The following is a 21,942-nucleotide window of genomic DNA, read 5'->3' as shown; positions in this document are numbered from 1 at the left end:
TGCATTGTTATGTAAAAGTAAGGATTATAAGGCAGAGATTAAAAATCTTATTTACTTTTAGGAACATTATTATTGATCTAAATAAATTAGATAGGTTCAAGGCAATGCTAAAAAACAACTTTCTTAAATCGTAATAATTCCCATAACCATTGCTGTTTTTACAGCTTCTGTCGTGTTGGCAACTTTCATTTTTTCAATTATATTTTGTCTGTGACGACGTACGGTGTAGACCGAAATATTGAGCTGTGCCGCAATTTGCGAACTATTACCTCCCTTTGCTACTAATGTTAGTATTTCGAGTTCTCGTTTCGAAAGAAGGCTTTGCTGGTAATGTTTATATTTTTCGATAGCAATAATCTCACCTGTTTCGATATTTACAATTTTTGGGTCGATTCCTAAACGGGACTGAATATCTGCCGATGGTGCATAAAGACATAATGCCAACCAAACGCTCCCATTACTAAATGTTTTGAGATAAATGGTTCTATGATTGATATATGCACAATTTTCAAGCGTATTTTGAGTACGAATACGGCTTGATGTACTATATTTATGACTGTCCTGATAAGGTAACGTTTTAAGATATTGAAAATAGTTGAGTTCTAAGATATGGCGCTCTATTAAATCGTCTGGATGTATTTTGGTAAAAATACATTCTTCGAAAGCAGAATCGATTACAGAATTTTCAGCCGGTAAACCAAATACTTTCCCAAAATTACCCGCATAAATATAACTGCAATCGGCTTGAAAATCTGACAAAACTGCAACGCATTGATCAAGACTTACATAGCCTTCAACTAATTTTTTGAATGTGTCTAAATCATTGCATTCTTCAATCGAAAATATTTGTTCTAATAAAGTGGCTGATAATTGATTCTCGACGGATACATTTGACATAGAAGGAAATAAAAATGGTTAATTTTACGTATTGTAGTTTTTTGCGAACAATGGTATTTTTGAAAAACTAAAATATAATTTTTCTATTAAAAAAAACTCTTTATGAAATCAAACTTTTATTTTTTCTGCATTTTATCCGTATTAACCTTGTTGTTGGCTTGCGGAAATAATAATCAAAAAGAAGTATCAGAAGTAACTCCAAAAAACAATAAAAAAGTAGATTCAGCCTTTGTAAACGGAACTCTTTGCGATATTAAGCTCCCTAATATTCATTTTACAAAATCCATTAATGGCGCTGATACTTTGGCTAAAGCCGATGCAAATGGCAAAGTAATTTTTCGTGCAGGCGAAAAGAAAGATTATTTTTCTGATCCAAATGGCGAATTATCAAACAATACTGCTCCTATCCTGCTCTCGAAAGTCGATAATACAAAACCTTTTACTTTAATCTCTAAAGTAACGCCCGAATTTACAGAGAAAGGATTGTACAATGCAGGTGTTTTATATATTTACGTCAATGATAACTTCTATCAAAAGTTCTGTTTTGAACAGGACGAACGCGGCAATCATCGTGTGGTAACAGTCCGTACGATTGGCACTTCGGATGATAATAATCATGACGTTGTCAAAAATCCCACAATTTATATGAAAATATCATCTGATACCCGTACGGTAGCCAGCTATTATTCTTTAGATAAAAAAAACTGGCAAATGGTTCGTTTGTACAAAAACAATTATCCAAAAACAATCTGGATGGGAATTAGTACACAATGTCCTGTAGAAAAAGGGGCGCAAAGTATTTTTGAAGAGGTTAGCCTGAATCAAAAAAGTGTTACAGATTTTAGAATGGGGAATTAAATTTCTATAAAAAACGGTAATCTAAAATTGTAGTGCAATTATTTAAATACTGAGTAATGAAAAAAATATGTGTCTTGCTATTTGTTGGATTAATTCCTTTTGTTTCTTTTAGCCAAAAAATCACAAAAGTATGGGAGTCAGATTCTATATTCTTAAAACCGGAATCGGCGCTTTACGATTCTTCGAAAAAAATTATTTACATCTCAAATATAAATGGTGAATACCTCGCCAAAGATGGAAATGGATTTATTTCAAAAATTAAAATCAATGGAGAAATAGAGATATTAAAATGGGTTGATGGACTGGATAATCCGCAAGGTATGGGTTTATATAAAAACAAATTGTACGTCGCAGATATTAACAGAGTTGTTCAGATAAATACTAATACCGCTAGAATAGAAAAAATATATAAAGTTGATTCAGCTAAATTCTTTAATGATATCACATCCGATACCAATGGAGATATGTACATTTCTGATTGTTTTGATAATAAAATTTATAAAATATCCGATGGAAAAATAAAAGTATGGTTCGAATCTGAAGTTCTTTCCAAACCCAATGGATTATTATGTAATAAAGAAGATGTGTTAGTATTGAATATGAAAACCCAAAATGCTTTTGCTATAAATAAATTGACTAAAAAATCTCATCAAATTTTTAATGGGATTGATAATTTGGACGGTATTGTTAGTGATGGCGAAAACGGATATATTGTATCTGGTGCATGGCAAGGACAGTTATTTCATATCGATTCAGATGGAAATAAAAAATTAATTATTGATTTAGGTAAAGAAAAAATCATCACAGCTGATATTGAATATATCATAAAGCAAAACTTACTTATAATACCAACTTTAAACAAAACAGTAATTGGATATCAATGGATTAAGTAATGTATAATTATCTGGTGTAAAAAAACCGTTAATTAAAATCCATATATAAAACGGCTCTTATAGAAAATACTTTCTTCATATGTATGAACTCAAAAAAAAACTTTTCTCTATTTTTTTTTAATAGCATTACAATTCCTATTCTCATCACACTAAAAAAATCTAATTCATCAACTCTAACATTCAAAATATAGCTTTTTTTTAACTTCCTAAAGTCCTGTAAAATATACGAAATCATTAAATTGCAAAGAAAAATAAGATGTTACAAGAAATTGAAAATTTAATACCCCACAGAACACCATTTTTATTTGTAGATGAAATAATATCATTTACAAACGAAACGATTATTGGTATTAAAACATTTGATGAAAGAGATATTTGGTTAAAAGGAAGCGTTCCTAAGTCTGAGTATATTCCCGGAACAATTTTGATAGAATCAATGGCTCAATGTGGTGGTGCAGGTGTTAGACTTTTAGGAATAACAAATGGAATTTTTGGTCTTGTTAGTATCGAAGATGCTGAATTCTTTGCAACTGCAAAATTTACAGATAAAATAAAATTTGTAATACAAAATATTCGCTTAGGTGAAAAGATAATTAAACAATCTGGAATCGCATACATAGGCGATAAAAAAATAATAAAAGCAACCTGGATGTGTGTCAAAATACAATAGTACAATTGGTCGAATCCTGCTCTAAAACAAAAAGTCCTAATGAAAATTAGGACTTTTTTTATACAATAAAATTAAATATTCAAAATTGTGAGTTAAAATGAATCAGTCTAATTTTTAATCAAACATTTATAATACTCTTCTTTTTTTAGGATTTCGAAGCCAAATAACGCTCTGCATCAAGAGCCGCCATACAGCCAGTTCCCGCAGCAGTAATTGCTTGGCGGTATACATGATCTGCTGCATCTCCAGCCACGAAAACACCCTCTACATTTGTTTTAGAAGTTCCTGGAGTATTTATGATATAACCCGTTTCATCAAGATCGATATAATCTGCAAAAATATCAGTGTTTGGTTTATGTCCAATGGCTACGAAAAATCCTGTTGCCGGAATTTCAATCACTTCGCCAGTAGTTTTATTTAAAGCTTTAATAGCATGAACCACTTGTTGATCTCCCAATACTTCCACTGTATCGTGGTTCATTAAAATCTCGATATTATCCGTTTTTCGAACACGCTCTTCCATAATTTTTGAAGCTCTAAATTTCTCGCTTCTCACCAACATCGTTACTTTTTTGCAAAGTTTAGATAAATAATGCGCTTCTTCACAGGCAGAATCTCCTGCTCCAACGATTACCACTTCTTGATTGCGGTAAAAGAATCCATCGCAAACAGCACAAGCAGAAACCCCACCGCCCATTTGCAAATAATGTTGTTCTGAAGGTAATCCTAAATATTTAGCCGAAGCACCTGTAGAAATAATAACTGTTTCACAATGCAGTTCGATTGAATCATTAATCCAGACTTTATGAATATCTCCCGAAAAATCAACTTTGGTTGCCCAGCCATCACGAATGTCTGAACCAAAACGTTTTGCTTGTTCTTGTAATTGAATCATCATTTCTGGGCCTGTAACTCCATCAACATAACCAGGAAAATTTTCAACCTCGTTAGTTGTAGTCAATTGACCTCCAGGCTGCATTCCTTGGTATAAAACTGGATTCATATTTGCTCTGGCTGCATAAATTGCTGCCGTATAACCTGCAGGGCCTGATCCGATAATCAGGCATTTAATTTTTTCTGTCATATTAATATAAAATTCTAATGCTTTTTAATTGCATTGATTTAAAAACTAAACCAATTTTTAATGATATTTCTCTCTGTTCCTTCAAAACTCAGATGTATAAAATCGTTCTTTATAGTATCATATCGATACGCTGTTCTCCAATGTTCTGCATTTTGAGCTACCAGTGCAATAGCATCGCATATAAAATCGATTTCAGTATTGGTCATAGTAGGATGAATAGACATTCTTATCCATCCGGGTCTCTCGGCTAAACAACCTCCAAGGATTTTTTCTTCAATGGATTTTGAGAGTGATACATCAACATTTAATAAATAATGTCCATAGGTTCCTGCGCACGAACAGCCACCTCTTGTTTGGATTCCAAAACGGTCATTAAGAAGTTTTACTACCAAATTATAATGTACATCTTCGATATAAAAAGAAAATACCCCAAGACGGTCTTTGTTCTTTGGAGCCAGTATCAGCAGATTTTCTATTTTAGAAAGTCTTTCAAAAATAATAGTGTTAAGCTCATGTTCTCTTCTTAAAATATTCGCAGTCCCCATTTGCTCTTTTAATTTGATAGCCATAGCCGTTTTTATGGTCTGCAGAAATCCTGGTGTGCCTCCGTCTTCCCTTGTTTCAATATCATCAATATAGTCGCGATCACCCCACGGATTGGTGTAAGAAACTGTGCCTCCTCCGGGATTATCCGGAATTAAATTTTTGTATAGTTTTTTATTAAATATAAGTACGCCTGTAGAACCTGGTCCGCCCAGAAATTTATGTGGCGAAAAAGTAATTGCATCGAGATACTCATCTTCTTTTTCAGGATGCATATCAATATCTATATAAGGTGCCGAGCAGGCAAAATCTACAAAACATAGCCCGCCATGTTGGTGCATTATAGCCGCTATTGCATAATAGTTCGTTCTGATGCCTGTTACATTAGAACAGCCTGTTACAGCAGCTATTTTGATAGGAGTATCTTTGTGTTTTCTCACTAATTCTTCAAGACTAACAAGACAAGGAAGACCATTTAAATCCGCAGGAATAACCTCGACCCTTGCTATGGTTTCCAACCAAGAAGTTTGATTAGAATGATGCTCCATATGGGTCACAAAAATCACAGGTCGTAACTGTTCGGGAACATTCGTGTACTTTTTTAAATTTTCATTTACTTTAAGTCCTAAAATACGCTGAAATTTATTGATTACACCAGTCATTCCAGTGCCTTCGGTAATTAGGACATCATCTTCAGAGGCATTAACGTGCTGTTTTATAATTTGTCTGGCATCATGATAAGCCAGGGTCATAGCAGAACCTGTAATGGCTGTTTCAGTATGTGTATTAGCCACAAATGGGCCAACTTCATTAAGGAGTTTCTCTTCAATTGGTCTGTATAATCTTCCGCTGGCTGTCCAATCAGAGTAAATGATTTTCTGGCTGCCGTATGGAGATTCAAAACGCTGTTCAATGCCAACGATGTCTTTACGAAATGTACTGAAATAAGCTTCAAGATTTTCTATTTGACCGGAAGATGCTAAATTGTTTTCTTTATTATCTGTTGAATTCATTTTCTTAGTATGGTATTTTTTTATGTTGAAACCATTTAATTCTTGATCTAACTTTAACAGCAAAACTGCTGGCTATTTTTTAATCAAAGTTGAAATTTTATGCATTACAACATTTTTAATCAACTAAACAAAAATGTGGTTTCATGAGCGAAAATAGAATATCTAATGCACAGTTTCTGTGTCTTTTGTCACAGTTGATTTTATATTATACAATTAATATCTAAATAGTTATACTAGTTCTTTTGCAAATGCATTATTTATTAGGCTAATATTTGATCTAAATAAATCATTACTATCATCAAGGTTTTGGTACTCTATTTTTTTTCTTAGCATATTAGCTTTTATAGCCAGAATGTTGTTCCTGTTTTTTAGCTCTAATCTTACCAGCACAGATTCTATTATTGAATTATTATTTTTTAAATACTGAAAATAAGTGACTTCATCATCAGGACCTAGAACCTCATTGATAAATACTTTTAATACACCTGTGCGTTGTGGAAATTCGATTATAAGATAATGAACCAATCCTTCAAACAGAAGAGAACGTTCTCTAATTTCGGCTTCTTTTTCAATGTTTTTTAAACCGCCACTTATAATACAAACCACATTTTTGTCTTTTATTTCATCTGCATAATAATCTAATGCGGCAATACTTAAAACTCCAGCGGGTTCTATGTTTATATCTTCAGAAGTGAATAATTGCAACATTGTAGAGCATACTTTTCCTTCTTGAATTTTTACAACGGCATTTAGATTTTTTTGACAAATCTCAGAATTCAAATTACTCACTTTTTTAATGGCCCCATTATGCACAACTGAATCAACATTATTACATGTGTTTGCACTTTCATTTAATATCTCTAGAGAAGGATTATCTTGAGTAGTTACACCAATAATTTTTGTATTTGGACTTAAATGTTTAAAAATAATAGAGAGACCTGCCGCTAAACCACCGCCTTCGAGAGGAACAAATACATAATCAATATTTTTTGTACATTCTTCTAAAACTTCTAAACCTACGGTTCCCTGTCCTGCAATAATTTTTAAATCATCAAAAGGATGTATAAAAGATTTGCGATGTATTGAGGCATCACCCACAGCTATCGCATTGGCTTCTTCAAAAGAGTTACCTGCATTTATTACTCTGATATAATTTTTTCCAAGCTGTTGCACTTGTTCCAGCTTTTGTTTTGGTGTGTTTTTTGGCATGTATATTTTGCCTTTTATTTTTAAAAGTTCACAACAATAAGCAACTGCTTGCGCGTGATTTCCATCGCTGGCACACACTATTCCAACTTCTTTTTCGGCGGTAGTCAATGAATTTATTTTATTATATACACCTCTAATTTTAAAGGAATGAACAACTTGTTGGTCTTCTCGTTTTAATAAAATGGTAGCACCAAACTGTCTGGAAAGATTTAAATTTTCAATTAATGGCGTAGGTTTTACAACGCCGAATAATTCTCTTCTAGCTAATTTTATTTCTTTCAATAAATCCATTTTGCGTAGTGGTATTTTAAATAGTATTTTCGACTAATAGCGTCAATGTTGCTTTATCGAATTAATTATTATCCATTTTTAGTAATTCATTTGCAAATCCTTCATTACTTTTTATTAGAGCAATTTTGGAACTTTTTATAAATTCAATAAGTTCATATTGAAGTAATAATGTAATTAACTCATCGATTTTATTTTCTAATGCCATAACTTCAATTATGGTGTACTCTTTCTCAATACATAGATATTTGGCGTTGTATTGACTCAATAAAAAATTGAAACCTTGATCGTTCATAACAACGTTAGTCGAAATTTTGAACAATGCCGTCTGGGTATAGATAATTTCATCTTCTGTATTGCAATAGCATTTAAATACATCAATAATTTTTTCTATTTGATGCACTAAATTGTTTACGATTTCAAAGGTTTCATTGATGACAATTGTGAAGCGATACATTTTATCGATCTCGCATGAAGAAATATTAAGGCTTTCTAAACTAATTTTTTTTCTTAAAAACATAATGGCGATTTTATTTGTTAGTTCCATTTGGTTTTCTGTATAAACCGATAAAGTGTACTTCTCTTTCATTTTGTTTTTTTTATAATTAGTTTTCTTTTTTTAGCGTTATTTCTCTATTATTTATTCAAAAAAAAACCTTTCTCGTTTGACTGAGAAAGGTTTGTATAAGACAATATAATCCTGACTCGTCATAAAAGACAAATAATGATAATTGCGATAATGATAATAGTTACTAAATTTTTCATGTTTGTTTTAAATAAAAAAACCTCCCAGTTGTGGGAGGTTTTAAAATTGTATATGCTATACTTCTTTATATAAAATCTCCTTACTAATATCAAATGATAATAATAGTGTTGATAATAATAAAGATGTTCGTTTGTTTGCTCATTGTTATTTGTAAAGCGCAAATATATATTTTTTCAAATACATTTTTTTATTTTAGTATAAATAATTTCATTTACATTTTTTCAAAATAAAGATAATCTGTAGTGTTATTTATATTACGTAAACGAATTTGCGAATTGTTAAATTCAAATAATTTCCAATTACTATTTAATTTACTAAGTGATTCTGAATTGAAATTTATTTTTACTTCCCTAGCTCCATTTTGCATTTTACTTTCCCATTGACCCGTTTCTGAGACTGTACCTTTTGTAGCAACTACAGATTGATCACTTTTAAATACAAATGTATATCCTGTGTAAGAAGACGTTTTTTCTGATCCACTAAAAAAATAAGGGATTTTCCAAGTTCCTTTTGTTATCGTTTGCGCAAAATCAAGCGATAGAATGTTGTTTTCCGGACAATAATCAATGGCATATTTAATCGCATTTTCGAATTCTAAATTGCTTGAAATTGATTTTGTCTGATAATTATAATCGGCAATAGCAATAGGATATTTTAAGGAAATATATTGACTGCTGTTTAGATTTTTTATGAAATTAAAAAATGCTTGATCACTTATTATAGATACGGAACTAGCAGCTTGATTCGCACTGTTATAAATATTAATTGTAATAGGATAATTGATATTTAGACCATTTATTTTTGATAAAAGATCCGGATACATATTCCAATAATCGATTAAAGTATTAAAATCAGCTTGATTAGGAATCAGTTTTTCAATGTAATTATAGTAAACCATCGTTACCGGAAAATCAATTCTTACAAGATCCTCATCATAAGAATTTGCGTTAATATTATCAATTACCTTTTGATAATCTGCCTCTGTATTAAGCGCAATTTTGGCATTATTTACAGTAACTGTATAAGGCAATTTTATGGTACAATAACTAGATCCATCTATTACATTATCCTGCACCGTTTTTACCATTGCAACTCTTTGCAAATAAGTAGTAAGAGGAGAAACATTTGTAACTGTTTGTAGCCCATTATTACTTTGTTCATCAACTTCTGTTTGACAAGACAACAAAAATAATAAGGCAAATATTGATAAATATTTTTTTAAACGGAACATATTTATATTTTTTCAAAGGTAATAAAATTTAAAGAATTTGTTTTTTAATAAATTCGGCATCAAGGATTTCGTTCTCTCAATACTAAATTATCAAAAGCCAATAGCATTTTGTTCTTCTATAAAACAATCGGCTTTGCTTTTACCCTACTTAAATTAAAAACAAATACTTTTGCATCGACCAAACCCAAAAATAAATGCCACAGAAAACCGAATCAAATACTTGTGACGAAATAATTTTTTCGTCTTTTTTTAAAAGTCAGATCAAAGCGCTTCGTAATTTTCTTTTTTACAAATATGGCAATATAAACCAGGCAGAAGATTTAGCGCAAGAAGCATTTGTAAAACTTTGGCAAAACTGTGCTTCAGTTCCACTCGAAAAAGCAAAGTCATACATTTATACGATTGCAAACAATAGCAGTCTTAATGAAATTGCACATCAAAAAGTTGTTTTGAGGTATGAAAAAAACTTTACAGGCTTAGACAAAACAAACGAAAATCCAGAGTATCTTTTAGAAGAAAAACAATTTCAAGCTAAACTTTTACGCGCGATCGAAAACCTAAACGAAAAACAGCGTGTTGCTTTTTTAATGCATCGAATTGATGGAAAAAAATACAGTGAAATTGCTTTAGAATTGAATATTAGTGTAAAAGCGGTTGAAAAACGCATTCATTTGGCTTTGTTAAGCTTACGTAAAGAAATTGATTTATAAAAGTAGGGTGAAATTAGTTCTAATTGTTTTAATGTTATAATACCAATACAATGAAAAAAAATCGCTTATTAGCCAAATGGCTTAACAATGATTTGTCCAAGGATGAATTAGCTGAATTTGAAGCAAGTCCCGATTTTGAAAAATACCAAAAGATAAAAGAATATACAAATCATTTAGAAGTTGGTGATTTGAATGAAAATGATATGTTATCGAATATTTTAAAACAGAAAAAAGCAACTCCAAAAGTAGTTCCATTATACAAAAAATGGATGTTTAAAGCCGCTGCAATCTTTGTTCTGGCTCTTATAACAACTTTCGCATTCAATAATTTTGTGCCTCAAACACAAAAGGCAAGTTTTGGAGAAAAAACAACTTTTTCGCTACCCGATAATTCCCAAGTCGTACTAAATTCCGGTTCTGAAATAAATTATAAAAAATGGAACTGGAACAGCAATAGACATCTTGAATTGAAAGGTGAAGCCTATTTTAGGGTTGCCAAAGGCAGACGATTTGAGGTTGAAACCAGTCTGGGAAAAGTAACTGTTTTAGGAACTCAATTTAATGTTAAAGCGCGAAAAAACAGGTTTGATGTTGTGTGTTATGAAGGTCGCGTAAAGGTCAATTATGGTAATTCGCAAATTTTATTAACGCATGGCCAAAGCGTTACTTTTGAAAATGGAAAACAAGTCAATATGACTGTAAATTCATTGAAACCAGAATGGATGGACAATCAAATATGTTTTTATAAAGAAAACATCAGAACTATATTAGACGAAGTTGAAAGACAGTACAACATTAAAATCGAACTAAATGCAAAAGATACAATCTCCTTATTTACAGGCAAAATTCCTGCTAAAGATCTTGATGTAGCTTTGCAAATTATTAATACTACTTATCATTTAGAAGCTAAAAAAGTCTCGAACAATAAAATAATTTTTGACGAAAAATAAATGTTACGCCCCAAACAATTTCATTTTTTGTTTTTTGCACTTTCTCTTGCCTTGAATCTTTTTGCTCAGGACAAAGGAAAAGTTATGTCTTTTAAAAACATTATTAGTGATATTGAACAGCAACATGCCGTAAGTTTTAATTATACCGAGGAAAATATTATTGGTTTGCAGCTAAACCCACCAAAAAAATCATTTACACTAGATCAAAAACTACAATACCTTTCAAAAAAAACAAATCTGTCGTTTGAAAACATTGGTAATAAATTTATAAATGTTTATAAAAAAGACAATGACGTTCCACTAATTTGCGGCTACGTTTTTTCTGGCACTGATAAAAAACCTATTGAAGATGCAAACATTACTTTGCCCAACAAAAACCAAGTTACAACTAACTCAAACGGTTATTTTGAATTAAAAAAAAACGATAAAAATCTATTACTGATTAGTCACGTTGGATTTATAACTAAAAGAATTACAACAGGAAATTTAGACTTTAAAAACTGTCTTCAAATATATCTTGAACCTGAAATTACAGAACTTGAAGAAATTAAAGCAAATGCCATTTTGGCTTCGGGAATTTTAAAAAAACCAGATGGATCTTTTGAGATTAAACCCAAAAAATTTGGTATTCTGCCAGGACTTATAGAACCTGATGCTTTACAAACTATGCAACAAATTCCGGGAGTAAATAGTCTTGACGAAAGTGTTTCGAGTATTAATGTTCGCGGTGGCACACACGATCAAAATTTGTTTTTGTGGAACGGAATACGAATGTTTCAAACGGGACATTTTTTTGGATTAATATCTGTGTTTAATCCTAATTTGGCGCATACTATATCCATTTATAAAAATGGAAGTTCTGCTTTTTTTGGAGAAAGTGTTTCGAGCGTTGTCGCAATTTCTTCTACTCCTGAAATAGCCGAAAAAAATACGTTTAGTGCCGGAATCAATATGATTAACGCTGATGTTTATGGGAAGTACAATGTTTCGAAAAAGAGTTACATCGAAATTTCGGCACGTAAATCTATTACTGATTTTGTAGAAACGCCAACCTACAAAGAATATTTTGACAAAATATTTCAGAACACTACCATCACAGATTTTTCTCAAAACAAGAATATTAATTATCGAAGTAATCGAAAATTCAGTTTTTATGATGCAACACTAAAATATGCTCAAAAAATAGGAATTAAAGATCAAGTAGTGCTTGATTTAATTACTATTAAAGATAATTTGGAGGTCTTTAAAAGCGCACTTTCATACAATATAGATAAGTCTCAAAACAATATTTTACGTCAACAAAATTACGGCGCAAATTTGTCTTGGACTAGAAACTGGAATAACTTTAATACCACTAAAGTTAATGTTTACAACTCTTCTTATGAACTTTTTGCCAACCAGCAAAGTACAGTAAGTGAACAAAATGTAATTCAGGAAAATACAGTAAAAAATAATGGTATTAATCTAGAAAATCATCACATTATTAGCTCGAAATTCAATTTTAATGATGGTTATCAGTTTAATGAAATTGGTATTACTAATTTAGAACAAGTAAGTAATCCTGATTTTTACCGCAAAGTAAAAGACGTCCTGCGAACTCATGCATTTATTGCAGAAGGGAAATACAATGACACCATTTCTAGAATCTATTTTAAAGCTGGAGGGCGCTTAAATTATATCGAAAAATTTAAAAAAATCATTCTCGAACCACGCGTTCAATTTAGCTACGGTGTCAATAAAAATTTAAGTTTAGAATTATTGGGCGAACTAAAAAGTCAAAATACACAGCAAATTATTGATTTACAGAAAGATTATTTTGGTATTGAAAAAAGACGTTGGATTATCTCAAACAATAGCACAATTCCAATTCAAAGAAGCAAACAATTATCCTTAAACTTATTTTACAAAAAAAATGACTGGTTACTGGACATAGAAAATTTTTATAAAAAAGTAACTGGCATTACAACCTCCAGTCAGGGTTTCCAGAATCAATTAGAGTTTGTCCGTACCACCGGAAATTATGAAGTTTTGGGAACAGAAATGTTGGTTCAAAAAAAGATGAATCACTTTCTTACTTGGTTAAGTTATACCTACAATAACAATAATTATCATTTTTCTAATTACGAATATCCTACTTTTCCAAATAATTTTGAGTTAACTCATACTTTGTCGTGGGCGGGAATTTATGAAAAGAATAATTTTAAAATTGCTTTAGGTACAAAATGGTCTTCTGGAAGACCAAAAACTTCTCCAGATTTTTCTCAAATTAATCTTTCAGATCCAGTATTGATTTACAACAAGCCCAATAGTACTAATCTTCATGTTTTTTCTCAGGTTAACATCTCCTCTACTTATAAGTGGAAAACTGCAAATGGAATTCAATACAAATTAGGTTTATCTGTTTTGAATATCTTAAACAGAAAAAACGAAATCAGCGAATACTACAGAGTAAGTTCCTTAACTAATTCTATAGAGGAAATTGAAACATTTGCATTGCAAAGAACTCCAAATATTAGTTTTAGAGTTTCTTTATAACGCGTTCTACACAAGGTTTTTAGAAAACCATTTTTCATCTTTTTTATTTTTTTTTCAAAAAACAACATTTTTTTGGTAGGGTAATCTTTATCAAAGCTGTTTTACTATTGAATCCCATCAAAAGAAAAACAAATGAAAAGAAAAAAAATAGTATCTGTAATCGCAGCCTTATTGATACTAGTATCGGCAGGTATTTACTTTTATTATGGCTTTTTATTTAAGGAAGCCCGAAATATACAATCAGAAATACCTGATTATAATATAACTGCCACAAAGTTACTCGAGGATTATAACTCCGATCCAAAAAAAGCTGATTCATTGTACCTCAACAAAACTATCGAAATAACGGGCATTGTCACAAAAGAAACAGATTCTGTAGTGATACTTGAAAATAATGTTTTTTGCTTATTCACCCAAAAAAATCCAGTTAAACTAATCAATCAGAAAGTTAAAATCAAAGGCAAATGCATTGGATATGATGAACTATTTCAAGAAGTCAAATTAGACCAATGCACCAATTAATAAACACAAACAATAATCAATTTATGAAGAAATTTTTAGTACCAATTTGCCTGTTTTTAGCTACCATGGCATATTCGCAAGATGATTTACTCAAAGGACTTGATTCTACACAGGTAGAAGATAGTTATTCTACAGCAACGTTTAAGGCACTCCAACTTGTAACCTTGCAAACAACAAAAATGCCTGCAAAAAAAGAGTTCTACTTTGTAGTCTCTCACCGTTTTGGAACTGTAAAAGATGGTCTTGATAGCTTTTTTGGTCTTGATAATGCTACTACAAAATTGGGCGGTATTTATGGGGTGACAGATTGGTTATCCCTCAGTCTTTCCAGACATACTTTAAACAAAATGTATGAGACTGGTGCAAAATACCGTATGGCAAGACAAAATGCGCATTTTCCTGTGGATATTGTTGGATATTCTGTAGCAGATATTAACACATTTTTAGAAAAAGAACAATATCCTGGTTTAGAGTTTAAACATAGAATGACCTATGTGCAACAGCTTTTAATTTCGAGAAAAATTGGCGAAAAACTTTCTTTAGAATTAGTACCGTCATTTGTACACAAAAACCTTTACAATCCTGATATCGAAAGAGACAATCAGTTTTCTTTTGGAGGTGGCGGACGCTATAAAATCACCAAGCGTTTATCTGTCAATTTAGAATACATGCACAATTTTGACAAACCTGAATTTTACAAAAATCCATTGTCGGTAGGTTTAGATGTAGAAACTGGCGGACATGTTTTTCAACTCATATTTACCAATTCTCAATCGATGAGTGAGAGCGGATATCTTACTAACGCTTCCGGAAATTGGGGCAAAGGAGATTTCTTCTTTGGTTTCAACCTTTACAGAGTATTTTAATAACCCTAAATAATCAAATTATGAAAAAAGCAATAGCAATTACGATTTTACTGGCTACACTCGCAAGTTGTAGCGATTCTACTTATCAAGATATCGAAACTCCTCCAGTAATTACAACTCCTACCACACCCACAATTCCAACGACTCCAACGACTCCTACTACGCCAACAACGCCAAGTACTGCGCTTACGTATACTAAAGATGTAAAATCAATTATTGATGCCAATTGTATAAGTTGTCACCAAAGTGGCAGATCTGCTGCTTTTAGACCTTTAACGACTTTTGCACAGGTTAAAGCTGCGGTTGAGAGCGCAGGTTTATTGAACCGAATTCAGTTACAAAGCGGACAGCAAGGACTTATGCCTCAAGGCGGAAGAATGTCTCAGGCTAATATTGATGCAATTGTAAAATGGAATACAGATGGTTTAAAAGAAAATTAATCATTATGAAAAAATCATTTTTTAATTTCCTTGCCTTACTGCTTATTATTGTTGCAAATACTACTGATGGATTTGCTCAAAAACTGATTACAAAAACAGGTAGCATAAAATTTCAGGCTTCTATGCCTTCTTACGAAGAAGTTGCTGCCGAAAATAAAAGTACATCAGCAGTTCTGGAACAATCAACCGGAGATTTTGCTGCTTTGGTTTTAATAAAAGGATTTCGATTTAAGGTTGCTTTAATGGAAGAGCATTTTAACGAAAATTATATGGAATCTGAAAAGTTTTCGAAAGCAACTTTAAAAGGTAAAATCGAAGATTTCGACATTTCTAAAATTACAAATACAGCTAAAAATTTTACTTTAAAAGGAAATCTTACCATTCATGGAAAAACAAAACCTGTTACGGTTATCGTAAAAGTTTCGAAAGCTGCCAACGGAGTAAATGCCTTAGGTTCATTTGAAGTAAAACCTGAAGATTTTGATATTGAAATACCAAGCCTTGTTAGAAAAAAGATTGCTGACAAAATAAAAATTAATTACAATTTTTTATTAATTAAGTGATTCTCTCTTCATTAAGATCAAAAATTTAGATAATAGAAATCACCCATCGAATATTAAATAAATTGAGCTCTTTTTGATTTAGAAGATCATTAAACATGACTATTGTTTTGAGGTCAGTTTTACAATAAACTGACCTCTTTTTTTAAACCTTAACTAAATTTAAAATGGTCAGTAAAAATTATGTTGTTACGGGAGAAGATGTAAATGATTTTATGGTAATGGAAAATACGGCATACATTTCGTATACGGTTCGATTATTATATCATTTTTTATTTTACAATGGTTTTTCGAGAGAAAAACTTATGTCGCTGCATCTTGGTTTACAAGAAGGAAAACATGAAATAGTATCATATAAAAATTTAATGTTTACTGAACATTTTTTTGTAGAAATGAAACATTGTTATTTAGATGATAAAATCAATATTAAAAGCTGTTTTTTCAACTCAAAAATGGAGTGCTGTGCCGAAGTGACTAAAGAAGTAGAATGGTTTGATCCTATTCGCAGAGAAGTTATTACGACGCCAAAACAAATTACAAAGCATTTTAAATCTAATACAATATCCTTTTAAACAAAAAAACACGGATTAGATTAGATCAGATTTTAGTTTCTCCGAAAATTTTTCATACAACAGTAAATTGTTTGTCTGTAAATTCAAAATTCTTAACTGTATTTTTAGAATAAAAAAAGGGCGAAAATTTAATTTTTCACCCTATTTTCAATTGTAAAAAAAACTAAAGTGTAATCTTAAAACATAACTCCGAATTACCTCAACAAACATCAAAATAAATTTAATTCATACCTGTTGGGTGTAATTATTTTTAACACATAGAATCATAGTCCCGAAACGTCGGGATTGTAAACTTATAAAAGGCGTTTCACTTGTATTAACAAACATAGATCTATGTGTGAGAAACTAGTTTCTTTTTTGCATTCTTTACACATCTATAAGCTATGATTCTATGTGTTAAATTGTTTTTATGAGTATTCGAAGCATTGATGCTTAACTTTTTAGAATGCTTTTTTTTTAAAAAGCACCTCCATTATTTTTGTGTAAATTTCAGTGTTTTGATAAACTCCCGAAAAAACATGAGCTCCGGGACCATAAGCAAAAACAGGAACAGGAACTGCTGTATGATCATTTGTACTAAAACTTCCCTGTACATAACCTTTTGCTACACTACCATCGATTAACGATAAACCACCAGTTTCATGGTCTGCTGTGACGATTAATAACGTTTCTGGATTTTTATCTACAAACTCCATTGCTTGCCCTACAACTTTGTCAAAATCGAGCATTTCACGAACTACATATTCAACATTATTAGTATGCCCGCCATAATCAATTTGAGCTCCTTCGGCCATGATGAAAAATGGATTTTTTGTTTTAACAAAAGTTGAAGTTGCTTTCGCCAAAGATTTGGTTAAAAAATCTCCCCTTCCATTTTTCATAGAAACTACCGAAGCATCATCTAAAATAATAAACTTGAAGTTTTTAATGGTATCAAGAGCACTAAATTTATCTGAGAAAGTGTATCCTTTTTGCGACAATATTTTAGACAAATCTTTACCATCTTTTCTCGCTGTAAACTCTTTAGTTCCTCCTCCTATTAAAATATCAGACGGATTCGATAAAAAATCATTCGCTATTGGTTCGCTGTAACTTCTTTCAGGTTGATGCGCGTAGAAAGCCGCTGGAGTTGCATCAGTTATATTTCCTGCAGAAATAATGGCAGTTTTAAAGTTTTTCTTTGCTAACTGCTGGGTAATTAATTCCAACGATTTTCCGTTTTCATCAACACTAATAAATCGATTATTGGTTTTATGTCCAGTTGCCATAGCCGTTGCTCCTGCAGCAGAATCTGTTATATAACTGTCTGAAGCCTTCGTGATAGAAAGTCCTTGTGTTGGAATATTAAACAAACTTAATTGTCCTTTATTAGCAGTGTATCCGGCATAAATTTGCGTTAATCCCATTCCGTCGCCAATAAGTAATATTACATTTTTGGGCTGTTTGTTTTTGAAAGAAGTCGCTGTGTTTTTAGGAACATAAGCAGAATGAAATTCGGTATTTTGATAAAATGTTGTTTTTATTTTTTTTATAAATTCAGTTAATGCAGATACATTATCCGTCCCAATAAAATCAACTTTTAAATTCATTAATGTCATCCAGGTATTAACATTATCCTGAGTTGCCCAGAACCTCATTTTTTTGTGCTGATCGTGAACCTTTTTAATTGTTGATTGAATTTTTTCTAAATCCGCCTGTGTTAAAACGCCTTTACCATTCCAAACTGTTAGCTCTTTTAAATCCTGACTTATCAATTCGACACGTGATAATTCTTGCGAAGAATAGTTTTCAGTAGGTCTTCCGTCAAAATAAATAAACTCAGGATATTCCAACCATTTTGCTGGAGCTGGTCTGTTTCCTGAAATAACAACTTTTACATTTTTGTTGGAAATAATTTCCGGAAACAGTTTTAATTGCTGTACAATTATTTTTAAAGTTTCGTCGCCATTAGATTTAATATCGATCATTAATATTAAAGGCTTATTGCTTGGATATACCTGACCGTCTAATTTTTTGAGCTTAGAAGATAATGGCTCTAAATACATTTTTTTCAGTGAATTTTCAATACTAATTTCCTTTGAAGTGTGCGCTACAAATAATTCATTATTTACTAAAAAAACATCGGCTTCTATAATTCCTGCTTCATTAGAATAGGCATTATAAAAAGGCATTGTACTTGCATAATCGTTATGAGAATGTATGTTTGAAGAACTATATTCCTGTGCTTGAACTAACAGGACAAATTGGAGGCAAAAAAGGGTGATTATTTTTTTCATCGAAAATTTAATTTATTCTCCCGTAAAGCCGTAGGTAACTTTGCGCAGAATATTATTTACTTGTAGATTCTTACTCTAATTTATTATCTTTTTTATCAACTGCAGACTCCGACTAAGCCTGCAGTGAAAAAAAAATAAATAACACACTAACAATTACCATCGCCTTCATTTACATGAATTTGATTGGCATTTTTTTAAATATTTTTTAAAAAGCTATCTTTAAAAATTCGGGCAAATATTTTCTTGATATACTTTATTTTTTTACTTCGGTTGTATAAATGACTTCTCCTTTTTCGTTAACTGCTTGTACATATAAGCTGTTGGCCAAAACTGAAAATACCATAAATCCGTATTCTGAAACAGCTAATTTACTTATGGGTAAAATGTCGATTGGAGTAGCTTCTGATGCTGATCCTGAAACAAAATAATGGGTTTTGCCTTCTGGTAATAAATGTTGCAAATCATGATCATGTCCGGCGATATAAGCATCTACTTCATATTTATCAAGTAACGCTTTTAATGATTTTCGTACCGCTTTTGTATCATAACTTTCTCTTCTTTTTAAAGTTGCTGTAAATAGCGGATGATGACCTACAACTAATTTCCACTTTACACTTTTTGGCGCTGTCGAAAGGGTTTTAACAAGCCATTTTTTTTGTGCAGTTGTATCTTGAGAAACTACGTTTTTACCATAAACATCATTTTTATAAAATTCAGGGATTAAAGGATTTGTATCTATAAAAGCAATTAATACTTGCTGACTAGGATCTCCGTTTATATCAAATGTTTTGCTGTAATATCTGGCTGGCATATTCCAACGACGGCTTATTTTTGAATAAGCAACCTGCGCGTCAGGATTTCCGGCATAATCATGGTTTCCTAATACGGAATACCAGTTCCAATGAAGTGAAAAATCTTTATAAATATCTTCAAAAGATGTTTTCCATTGCGGATCGTATTCGCTCGCTACTCCTACTGGATAAAAATTATCGCCTGCAGAAATTATAAAATCACGATCTATGTCTTTGGCAGTAATCGCCATTTGTTTGGCAACAGGAATTTGATGATCTTCACCAAATCTACCCCAATCTCCCATTACAATAAAATTTAAAGCATTAGGGAATTTTTTAACACTCGTATCTTTTGTTTGTGCTGTAGCAAAATTTATAGAGAGCGTACAAATCAAAACTCTAAATGCTATTTTTGGCAGTACTGGTATTTTCATTTTTTTTTATATTTAAAATTTGAAGGCTGTATTGGTTTTTCAATAAAAGAAAACCATCAGCCTTCAAACTAAACTTTTAATTTACTTGATTTAATATCCTTTGTTTTGCACTAAATATCCAGGAGTGTTAGATGCTCCGTCGATTGCTACTTGAGGAATTGGGAATAATCTTTTGTTTACATCTGTATCTGTTTTTTCAGTCCATTTATCTTCATAATGTCCAAAACGAATTTGAGTATTTCTTCTCAAACCTTCCCAATAAAATTCAAAACCATATTCTCTATACAAAATATCTAGAGTAATTGCAGGAAGTGCAGCAGGAATTGGAGCTCGCGCAGTTCTAGAAGTTCTTACTTTATTCATATCGGCCAATGCTCCGGCGTTATCTCCTTTTCTTAATTTAGCCTCAGCACGCATCATAAAAATTTCGGCATATCTTAGCAATATCATATCTACACTGCTGTAATAATTTCCGTCTGGAGAGGTATGGCTAAATTGGTATTTAGAAACTCTGTATCCAGAATAGTGCATACTTCCTTCTTTAGTAAAATCAACTTTCTCAGTCAGGTTAACATAACCTACATTTTTGTCAGGACCGTTTCCTTTAATTTGTTTCACCGGGTAAATTCTATATCCTCCGTCACATTTAAAAAATGCTCCGTTTGCATCTTTTCTCGCTGCCCAAGGAATACCTCTCATGATTCCTCTGTCGATTTCAAAATCTTCAGCTTTTACGCAATAGTAATGATCCTGATCGTTTAGTGGCGAAAATCCAGTAAGATCTTTTAAGTTTGCAGGCACTTTTGCATTGTTCTTGTAAAATCTAGAATCGGCATCGGCAGGATCTACAGATCCATAAGCTTTAACCCATGTTTGATAAAAATCTGAAGTAATAGCAGGTCCATCTGTACCATCTGCATTAATAGATTCCGGTCTAGGAAACATTGATCCTGGAATAGACCAATATGCCCAACGGTTATTTTCGTCTTTTAAAACCCCACGTTGATCCATTGCAAAAATTAATTCTTTATTTGAATTATTTTTATCATCAAACAAATCAAAATATTCAGGAGATAAAGCAAATTTTCCAGAGTTAATAATGTTATCTGTATATTTTATAACCTTATCCATATCTGCCGCAGCAAATGTAGCTGTACCATAAGGATCACGATAAACAGAAGCATTTAGATACAATCTTGAAAGAAGTCCCCAAACTGCCGCTTGTGTCATTCTACCAGGCCCTTTGTCTGTATTAATTACATCAGCAACAGATAACAATTCGCTTTCTATATAAGCAACTGCATCTTGTCCGCGAAGTATTTCTGAAGTACTAGCCGATGACTCTTTTTTAAACACAAGTCCCCAACTGTCCAATGTCATCATATTTAAATAAGCTCTCAGGGCTTTCATTTCGTAAAGTGCTCCTTGTGCCTCTTTGTTTCCTGCTTCAGCAAGTGGTCTTAATACTTCAATTGCAGATAATGTTCTTGAAATATTTTTAGTAAGTTCGTTCCATGTACTAGTAACCAAATCATTTGTAGGCGTTGTAGTATGTGCATGAACTGCTAAATATTTACCACCATCATACCAGTCTGTTCCTCCTCTGTAAGGTAAAATTCCCTCGTCACTTGCAATTAACTGTAATCCAAAATTGTTGGTATGTATCCATGTCGATTTTAGCTGACCATATGCTGGCGCAATTGCACCACTTATAGCATCTGCCTGTCCTGCTCCGTTTAAGGATTCGTCCAGTACTTTTTCTTCTAAGTCTGTACAACTCCAGGTAAACATTAAACCTAATGCAAGAGTTGCTATTATTATTTTGTTTTTCATG

At 31.9% G+C, this 21,942-nt stretch carries 20 protein-coding genes; 11 read left to right on the top strand and 9 right to left on the bottom strand.

The genetic code is table 11. From position 1 onward, the window contains the following. Positions 1 to 123: 123 nt before the first annotated feature. Positions 124 to 897, bottom strand: coding sequence for a response regulator transcription factor (locus tag IW18_RS00905; protein ID WP_041515690.1), 774 nt, complete (start codon positions 895 to 897; stop codon positions 124 to 126). 102 nt (positions 898 to 999) lie between these two features. Here IW18_RS00905 and IW18_RS00900 point away from each other — a divergent pair, with 102 nt between their 5' ends. The 3 genes from IW18_RS00900 (at position 1,000) to IW18_RS00885 (ending at position 3,318) form a co-directional block, all read left to right on the top strand. Beyond that, on the top strand, positions 1,000 to 1,755 hold the full coding sequence (locus tag IW18_RS00900; RefSeq protein WP_041515689.1) for a DUF1349 domain-containing protein: 756 nt from the start codon (positions 1,000 to 1,002) through the stop codon (positions 1,753 to 1,755). A gap of 56 nt (positions 1,756 to 1,811) precedes the next feature. Next, positions 1,812 to 2,648 (top strand): SMP-30/gluconolactonase/LRE family protein, encoded by an 837-nt coding sequence (locus tag IW18_RS00895; RefSeq protein ID WP_041515688.1) that lies wholly within the window; start codon positions 1,812 to 1,814, stop codon positions 2,646 to 2,648. A 256-nt stretch (positions 2,649 to 2,904) separates the two neighbouring features. Then, a complete protein-coding gene (locus tag IW18_RS00885; protein WP_041515686.1) occupies positions 2,905 to 3,318 on the top strand; it encodes a 3-hydroxyacyl-ACP dehydratase FabZ family protein in 414 nt (137 codons plus the stop codon). Between the two features lie 145 nt (positions 3,319 to 3,463). On the opposite strand, the gene trxB is transcribed toward IW18_RS00885, so the two are convergent. From trxB to IW18_RS00860, 5 genes are all read right to left on the bottom strand, one after another. Then, on the bottom strand, positions 3,464 to 4,402 hold the full coding sequence (gene trxB / locus IW18_RS00880) for a thioredoxin-disulfide reductase (RefSeq protein WP_041515685.1): 939 nt from the start codon (positions 4,400 to 4,402) through the stop codon (positions 3,464 to 3,466). 38 nt (positions 4,403 to 4,440) lie between these two features. Then, positions 4,441 to 5,958, bottom strand: a complete 1,518-nt coding sequence (locus IW18_RS00875) for an aminotransferase class V-fold PLP-dependent enzyme (protein ID WP_052480052.1) — start codon at positions 5,956 to 5,958, stop codon at positions 4,441 to 4,443. Positions 5,959 to 6,186: 228 nt separating this feature from the next. Then, entirely contained in the window at positions 6,187 to 7,458 is a 1,272-nt protein-coding gene (gene ilvA, locus IW18_RS00870; protein ID WP_052480036.1) for a threonine ammonia-lyase, read from the bottom strand. A gap of 61 nt (positions 7,459 to 7,519) precedes the next feature. Next, complete coding sequence (gene ilvN, locus IW18_RS00865; protein ID WP_052480035.1) at positions 7,520 to 8,044, bottom strand: acetolactate synthase small subunit; 525 nt, start codon at positions 8,042 to 8,044, stop codon at positions 7,520 to 7,522. Positions 8,045 to 8,432: 388 nt separating this feature from the next. Further along, positions 8,433 to 9,452 (bottom strand): hypothetical protein, encoded by a 1,020-nt coding sequence (locus tag IW18_RS00860; protein ID WP_041515684.1) that lies wholly within the window; start codon positions 9,450 to 9,452, stop codon positions 8,433 to 8,435. 194 nt (positions 9,453 to 9,646) lie between these two features. Between IW18_RS00860 and IW18_RS00855 the strand changes: the two genes are divergently transcribed. From IW18_RS00855 to IW18_RS00820, 8 genes are all read left to right on the top strand, one after another. Next, a complete protein-coding gene (locus IW18_RS00855) occupies positions 9,647 to 10,162 on the top strand; it encodes an RNA polymerase sigma factor (RefSeq protein WP_041515683.1) in 516 nt (171 codons plus the stop codon). 50 nt (positions 10,163 to 10,212) lie between these two features. Next, the gene (locus IW18_RS00850; protein ID WP_041515682.1) at positions 10,213 to 11,112 is read left to right on the top strand and encodes a FecR family protein; all 900 of its coding nucleotides are present in this window, start codon (positions 10,213 to 10,215) and stop codon (positions 11,110 to 11,112) included. Next, positions 11,113 to 13,647, top strand: a complete 2,535-nt coding sequence (locus IW18_RS00845) for a TonB-dependent receptor (RefSeq protein ID WP_041515681.1) — start codon at positions 11,113 to 11,115, stop codon at positions 13,645 to 13,647. Positions 13,648 to 13,779: 132 nt separating this feature from the next. Beyond that, positions 13,780 to 14,169 (top strand): OB-fold protein, encoded by a 390-nt coding sequence (locus tag IW18_RS00840; protein ID WP_041515680.1) that lies wholly within the window; start codon positions 13,780 to 13,782, stop codon positions 14,167 to 14,169. A gap of 23 nt (positions 14,170 to 14,192) precedes the next feature. Then, positions 14,193 to 15,035, top strand: coding sequence for a DUF5777 family beta-barrel protein (locus tag IW18_RS00835; protein ID WP_041515896.1), 843 nt, complete (start codon positions 14,193 to 14,195; stop codon positions 15,033 to 15,035). Between the two features lie 20 nt (positions 15,036 to 15,055). After that, positions 15,056 to 15,475 (top strand): c-type cytochrome, encoded by a 420-nt coding sequence (locus IW18_RS00830; protein ID WP_041515679.1) that lies wholly within the window; start codon positions 15,056 to 15,058, stop codon positions 15,473 to 15,475. Between the two features lie 5 nt (positions 15,476 to 15,480). After that, positions 15,481 to 16,038, top strand: coding sequence for a YceI family protein (locus IW18_RS00825; RefSeq protein ID WP_041515895.1), 558 nt, complete (start codon positions 15,481 to 15,483; stop codon positions 16,036 to 16,038). A 164-nt stretch (positions 16,039 to 16,202) separates the two neighbouring features. After that, positions 16,203 to 16,607: a hypothetical protein gene (locus IW18_RS00820; protein WP_041515678.1), complete on the top strand. Its 405-nt coding sequence runs from the start codon at positions 16,203 to 16,205 to the stop codon at positions 16,605 to 16,607. Between the two features lie 440 nt (positions 16,608 to 17,047). On the opposite strand, the gene IW18_RS00815 is transcribed toward IW18_RS00820, so the two are convergent. The 3 genes from IW18_RS00815 to IW18_RS00805 all read right to left on the bottom strand — a co-directional run bounded on the left by IW18_RS00815 (position 17,048) and on the right by IW18_RS00805 (position 21,941). Then, the gene (locus tag IW18_RS00815) at positions 17,048 to 18,883 is read right to left on the bottom strand and encodes an alkaline phosphatase (RefSeq protein ID WP_052480034.1); all 1,836 of its coding nucleotides are present in this window, start codon (positions 18,881 to 18,883) and stop codon (positions 17,048 to 17,050) included. 253 nt (positions 18,884 to 19,136) lie between these two features. Beyond that, the gene (locus IW18_RS00810; protein ID WP_052480033.1) at positions 19,137 to 20,108 is read right to left on the bottom strand and encodes a purple acid phosphatase family protein; all 972 of its coding nucleotides are present in this window, start codon (positions 20,106 to 20,108) and stop codon (positions 19,137 to 19,139) included. 90 nt (positions 20,109 to 20,198) lie between these two features. Further along, positions 20,199 to 21,941, bottom strand: coding sequence for a RagB/SusD family nutrient uptake outer membrane protein (locus tag IW18_RS00805; RefSeq protein ID WP_041515676.1), 1,743 nt, complete (start codon positions 21,939 to 21,941; stop codon positions 20,199 to 20,201). Position 21,942 lies beyond the last annotated feature (1 nt).

The sequence above is a fragment of the Flavobacterium hibernum genome (assembly GCF_000832125.1).
Classification (GTDB): domain Bacteria; phylum Bacteroidota; class Bacteroidia; order Flavobacteriales; family Flavobacteriaceae; genus Flavobacterium; species Flavobacterium hibernum.
The sequence above is the reverse complement of the archived record's forward strand: the minus strand, read 5'-3'. Positions and strand labels throughout refer to the sequence as shown.

Excerpts from the sequence above, each read along its gene's own strand:
- IW18_RS00905 (WP_041515690.1), bottom strand. The coding sequence starts at position 897 with ATGTCAAATGTATCCGTCGAGAATCAATTATCAGCCACTTTATTAGAA.
- IW18_RS00900 (WP_041515689.1), top strand. The coding sequence starts at position 1,000 with ATGAAATCAAACTTTTATTTTTTCTGCATTTTATCCGTATTAACCTTG.
- IW18_RS00895 (WP_041515688.1), top strand. The coding sequence starts at position 1,812 with ATGAAAAAAATATGTGTCTTGCTATTTGTTGGATTAATTCCTTTTGTT.
- IW18_RS00885 (WP_041515686.1), top strand. The coding sequence starts at position 2,905 with ATGTTACAAGAAATTGAAAATTTAATACCCCACAGAACACCATTTTTA.
- trxB (WP_041515685.1), bottom strand. The coding sequence starts at position 4,402 with ATGACAGAAAAAATTAAATGCCTGATTATCGGATCAGGCCCTGCAGGT.
- IW18_RS00875 (WP_052480052.1), bottom strand. The coding sequence starts at position 5,958 with ATGAATTCAACAGATAATAAAGAAAACAATTTAGCATCTTCCGGTCAA.
- ilvA (WP_052480036.1), bottom strand. The coding sequence starts at position 7,458 with ATGGATTTATTGAAAGAAATAAAATTAGCTAGAAGAGAATTATTCGGC.
- ilvN (WP_052480035.1), bottom strand. The coding sequence starts at position 8,044 with ATGAAAGAGAAGTACACTTTATCGGTTTATACAGAAAACCAAATGGAA.
- IW18_RS00860 (WP_041515684.1), bottom strand. The coding sequence starts at position 9,452 with ATGTTCCGTTTAAAAAAATATTTATCAATATTTGCCTTATTATTTTTG.
- IW18_RS00855 (WP_041515683.1), top strand. The coding sequence starts at position 9,647 with ATGCCACAGAAAACCGAATCAAATACTTGTGACGAAATAATTTTTTCG.
- IW18_RS00850 (WP_041515682.1), top strand. The coding sequence starts at position 10,213 with ATGAAAAAAAATCGCTTATTAGCCAAATGGCTTAACAATGATTTGTCC.
- IW18_RS00845 (WP_041515681.1), top strand. The coding sequence starts at position 11,113 with ATGTTACGCCCCAAACAATTTCATTTTTTGTTTTTTGCACTTTCTCTT.
- IW18_RS00840 (WP_041515680.1), top strand. The coding sequence starts at position 13,780 with ATGAAAAGAAAAAAAATAGTATCTGTAATCGCAGCCTTATTGATACTA.
- IW18_RS00835 (WP_041515896.1), top strand. The coding sequence starts at position 14,193 with ATGAAGAAATTTTTAGTACCAATTTGCCTGTTTTTAGCTACCATGGCA.
- IW18_RS00830 (WP_041515679.1), top strand. The coding sequence starts at position 15,056 with ATGAAAAAAGCAATAGCAATTACGATTTTACTGGCTACACTCGCAAGT.
- IW18_RS00825 (WP_041515895.1), top strand. The coding sequence starts at position 15,481 with ATGAAAAAATCATTTTTTAATTTCCTTGCCTTACTGCTTATTATTGTT.
- IW18_RS00820 (WP_041515678.1), top strand. The coding sequence starts at position 16,203 with ATGGTCAGTAAAAATTATGTTGTTACGGGAGAAGATGTAAATGATTTT.
- IW18_RS00815 (WP_052480034.1), bottom strand. The coding sequence starts at position 18,883 with ATGAAAAAAATAATCACCCTTTTTTGCCTCCAATTTGTCCTGTTAGTT.
- IW18_RS00810 (WP_052480033.1), bottom strand. The coding sequence starts at position 20,108 with ATGAAAATACCAGTACTGCCAAAAATAGCATTTAGAGTTTTGATTTGT.
- IW18_RS00805 (WP_041515676.1), bottom strand. The coding sequence starts at position 21,941 with ATGAAAAACAAAATAATAATAGCAACTCTTGCATTAGGTTTAATGTTT.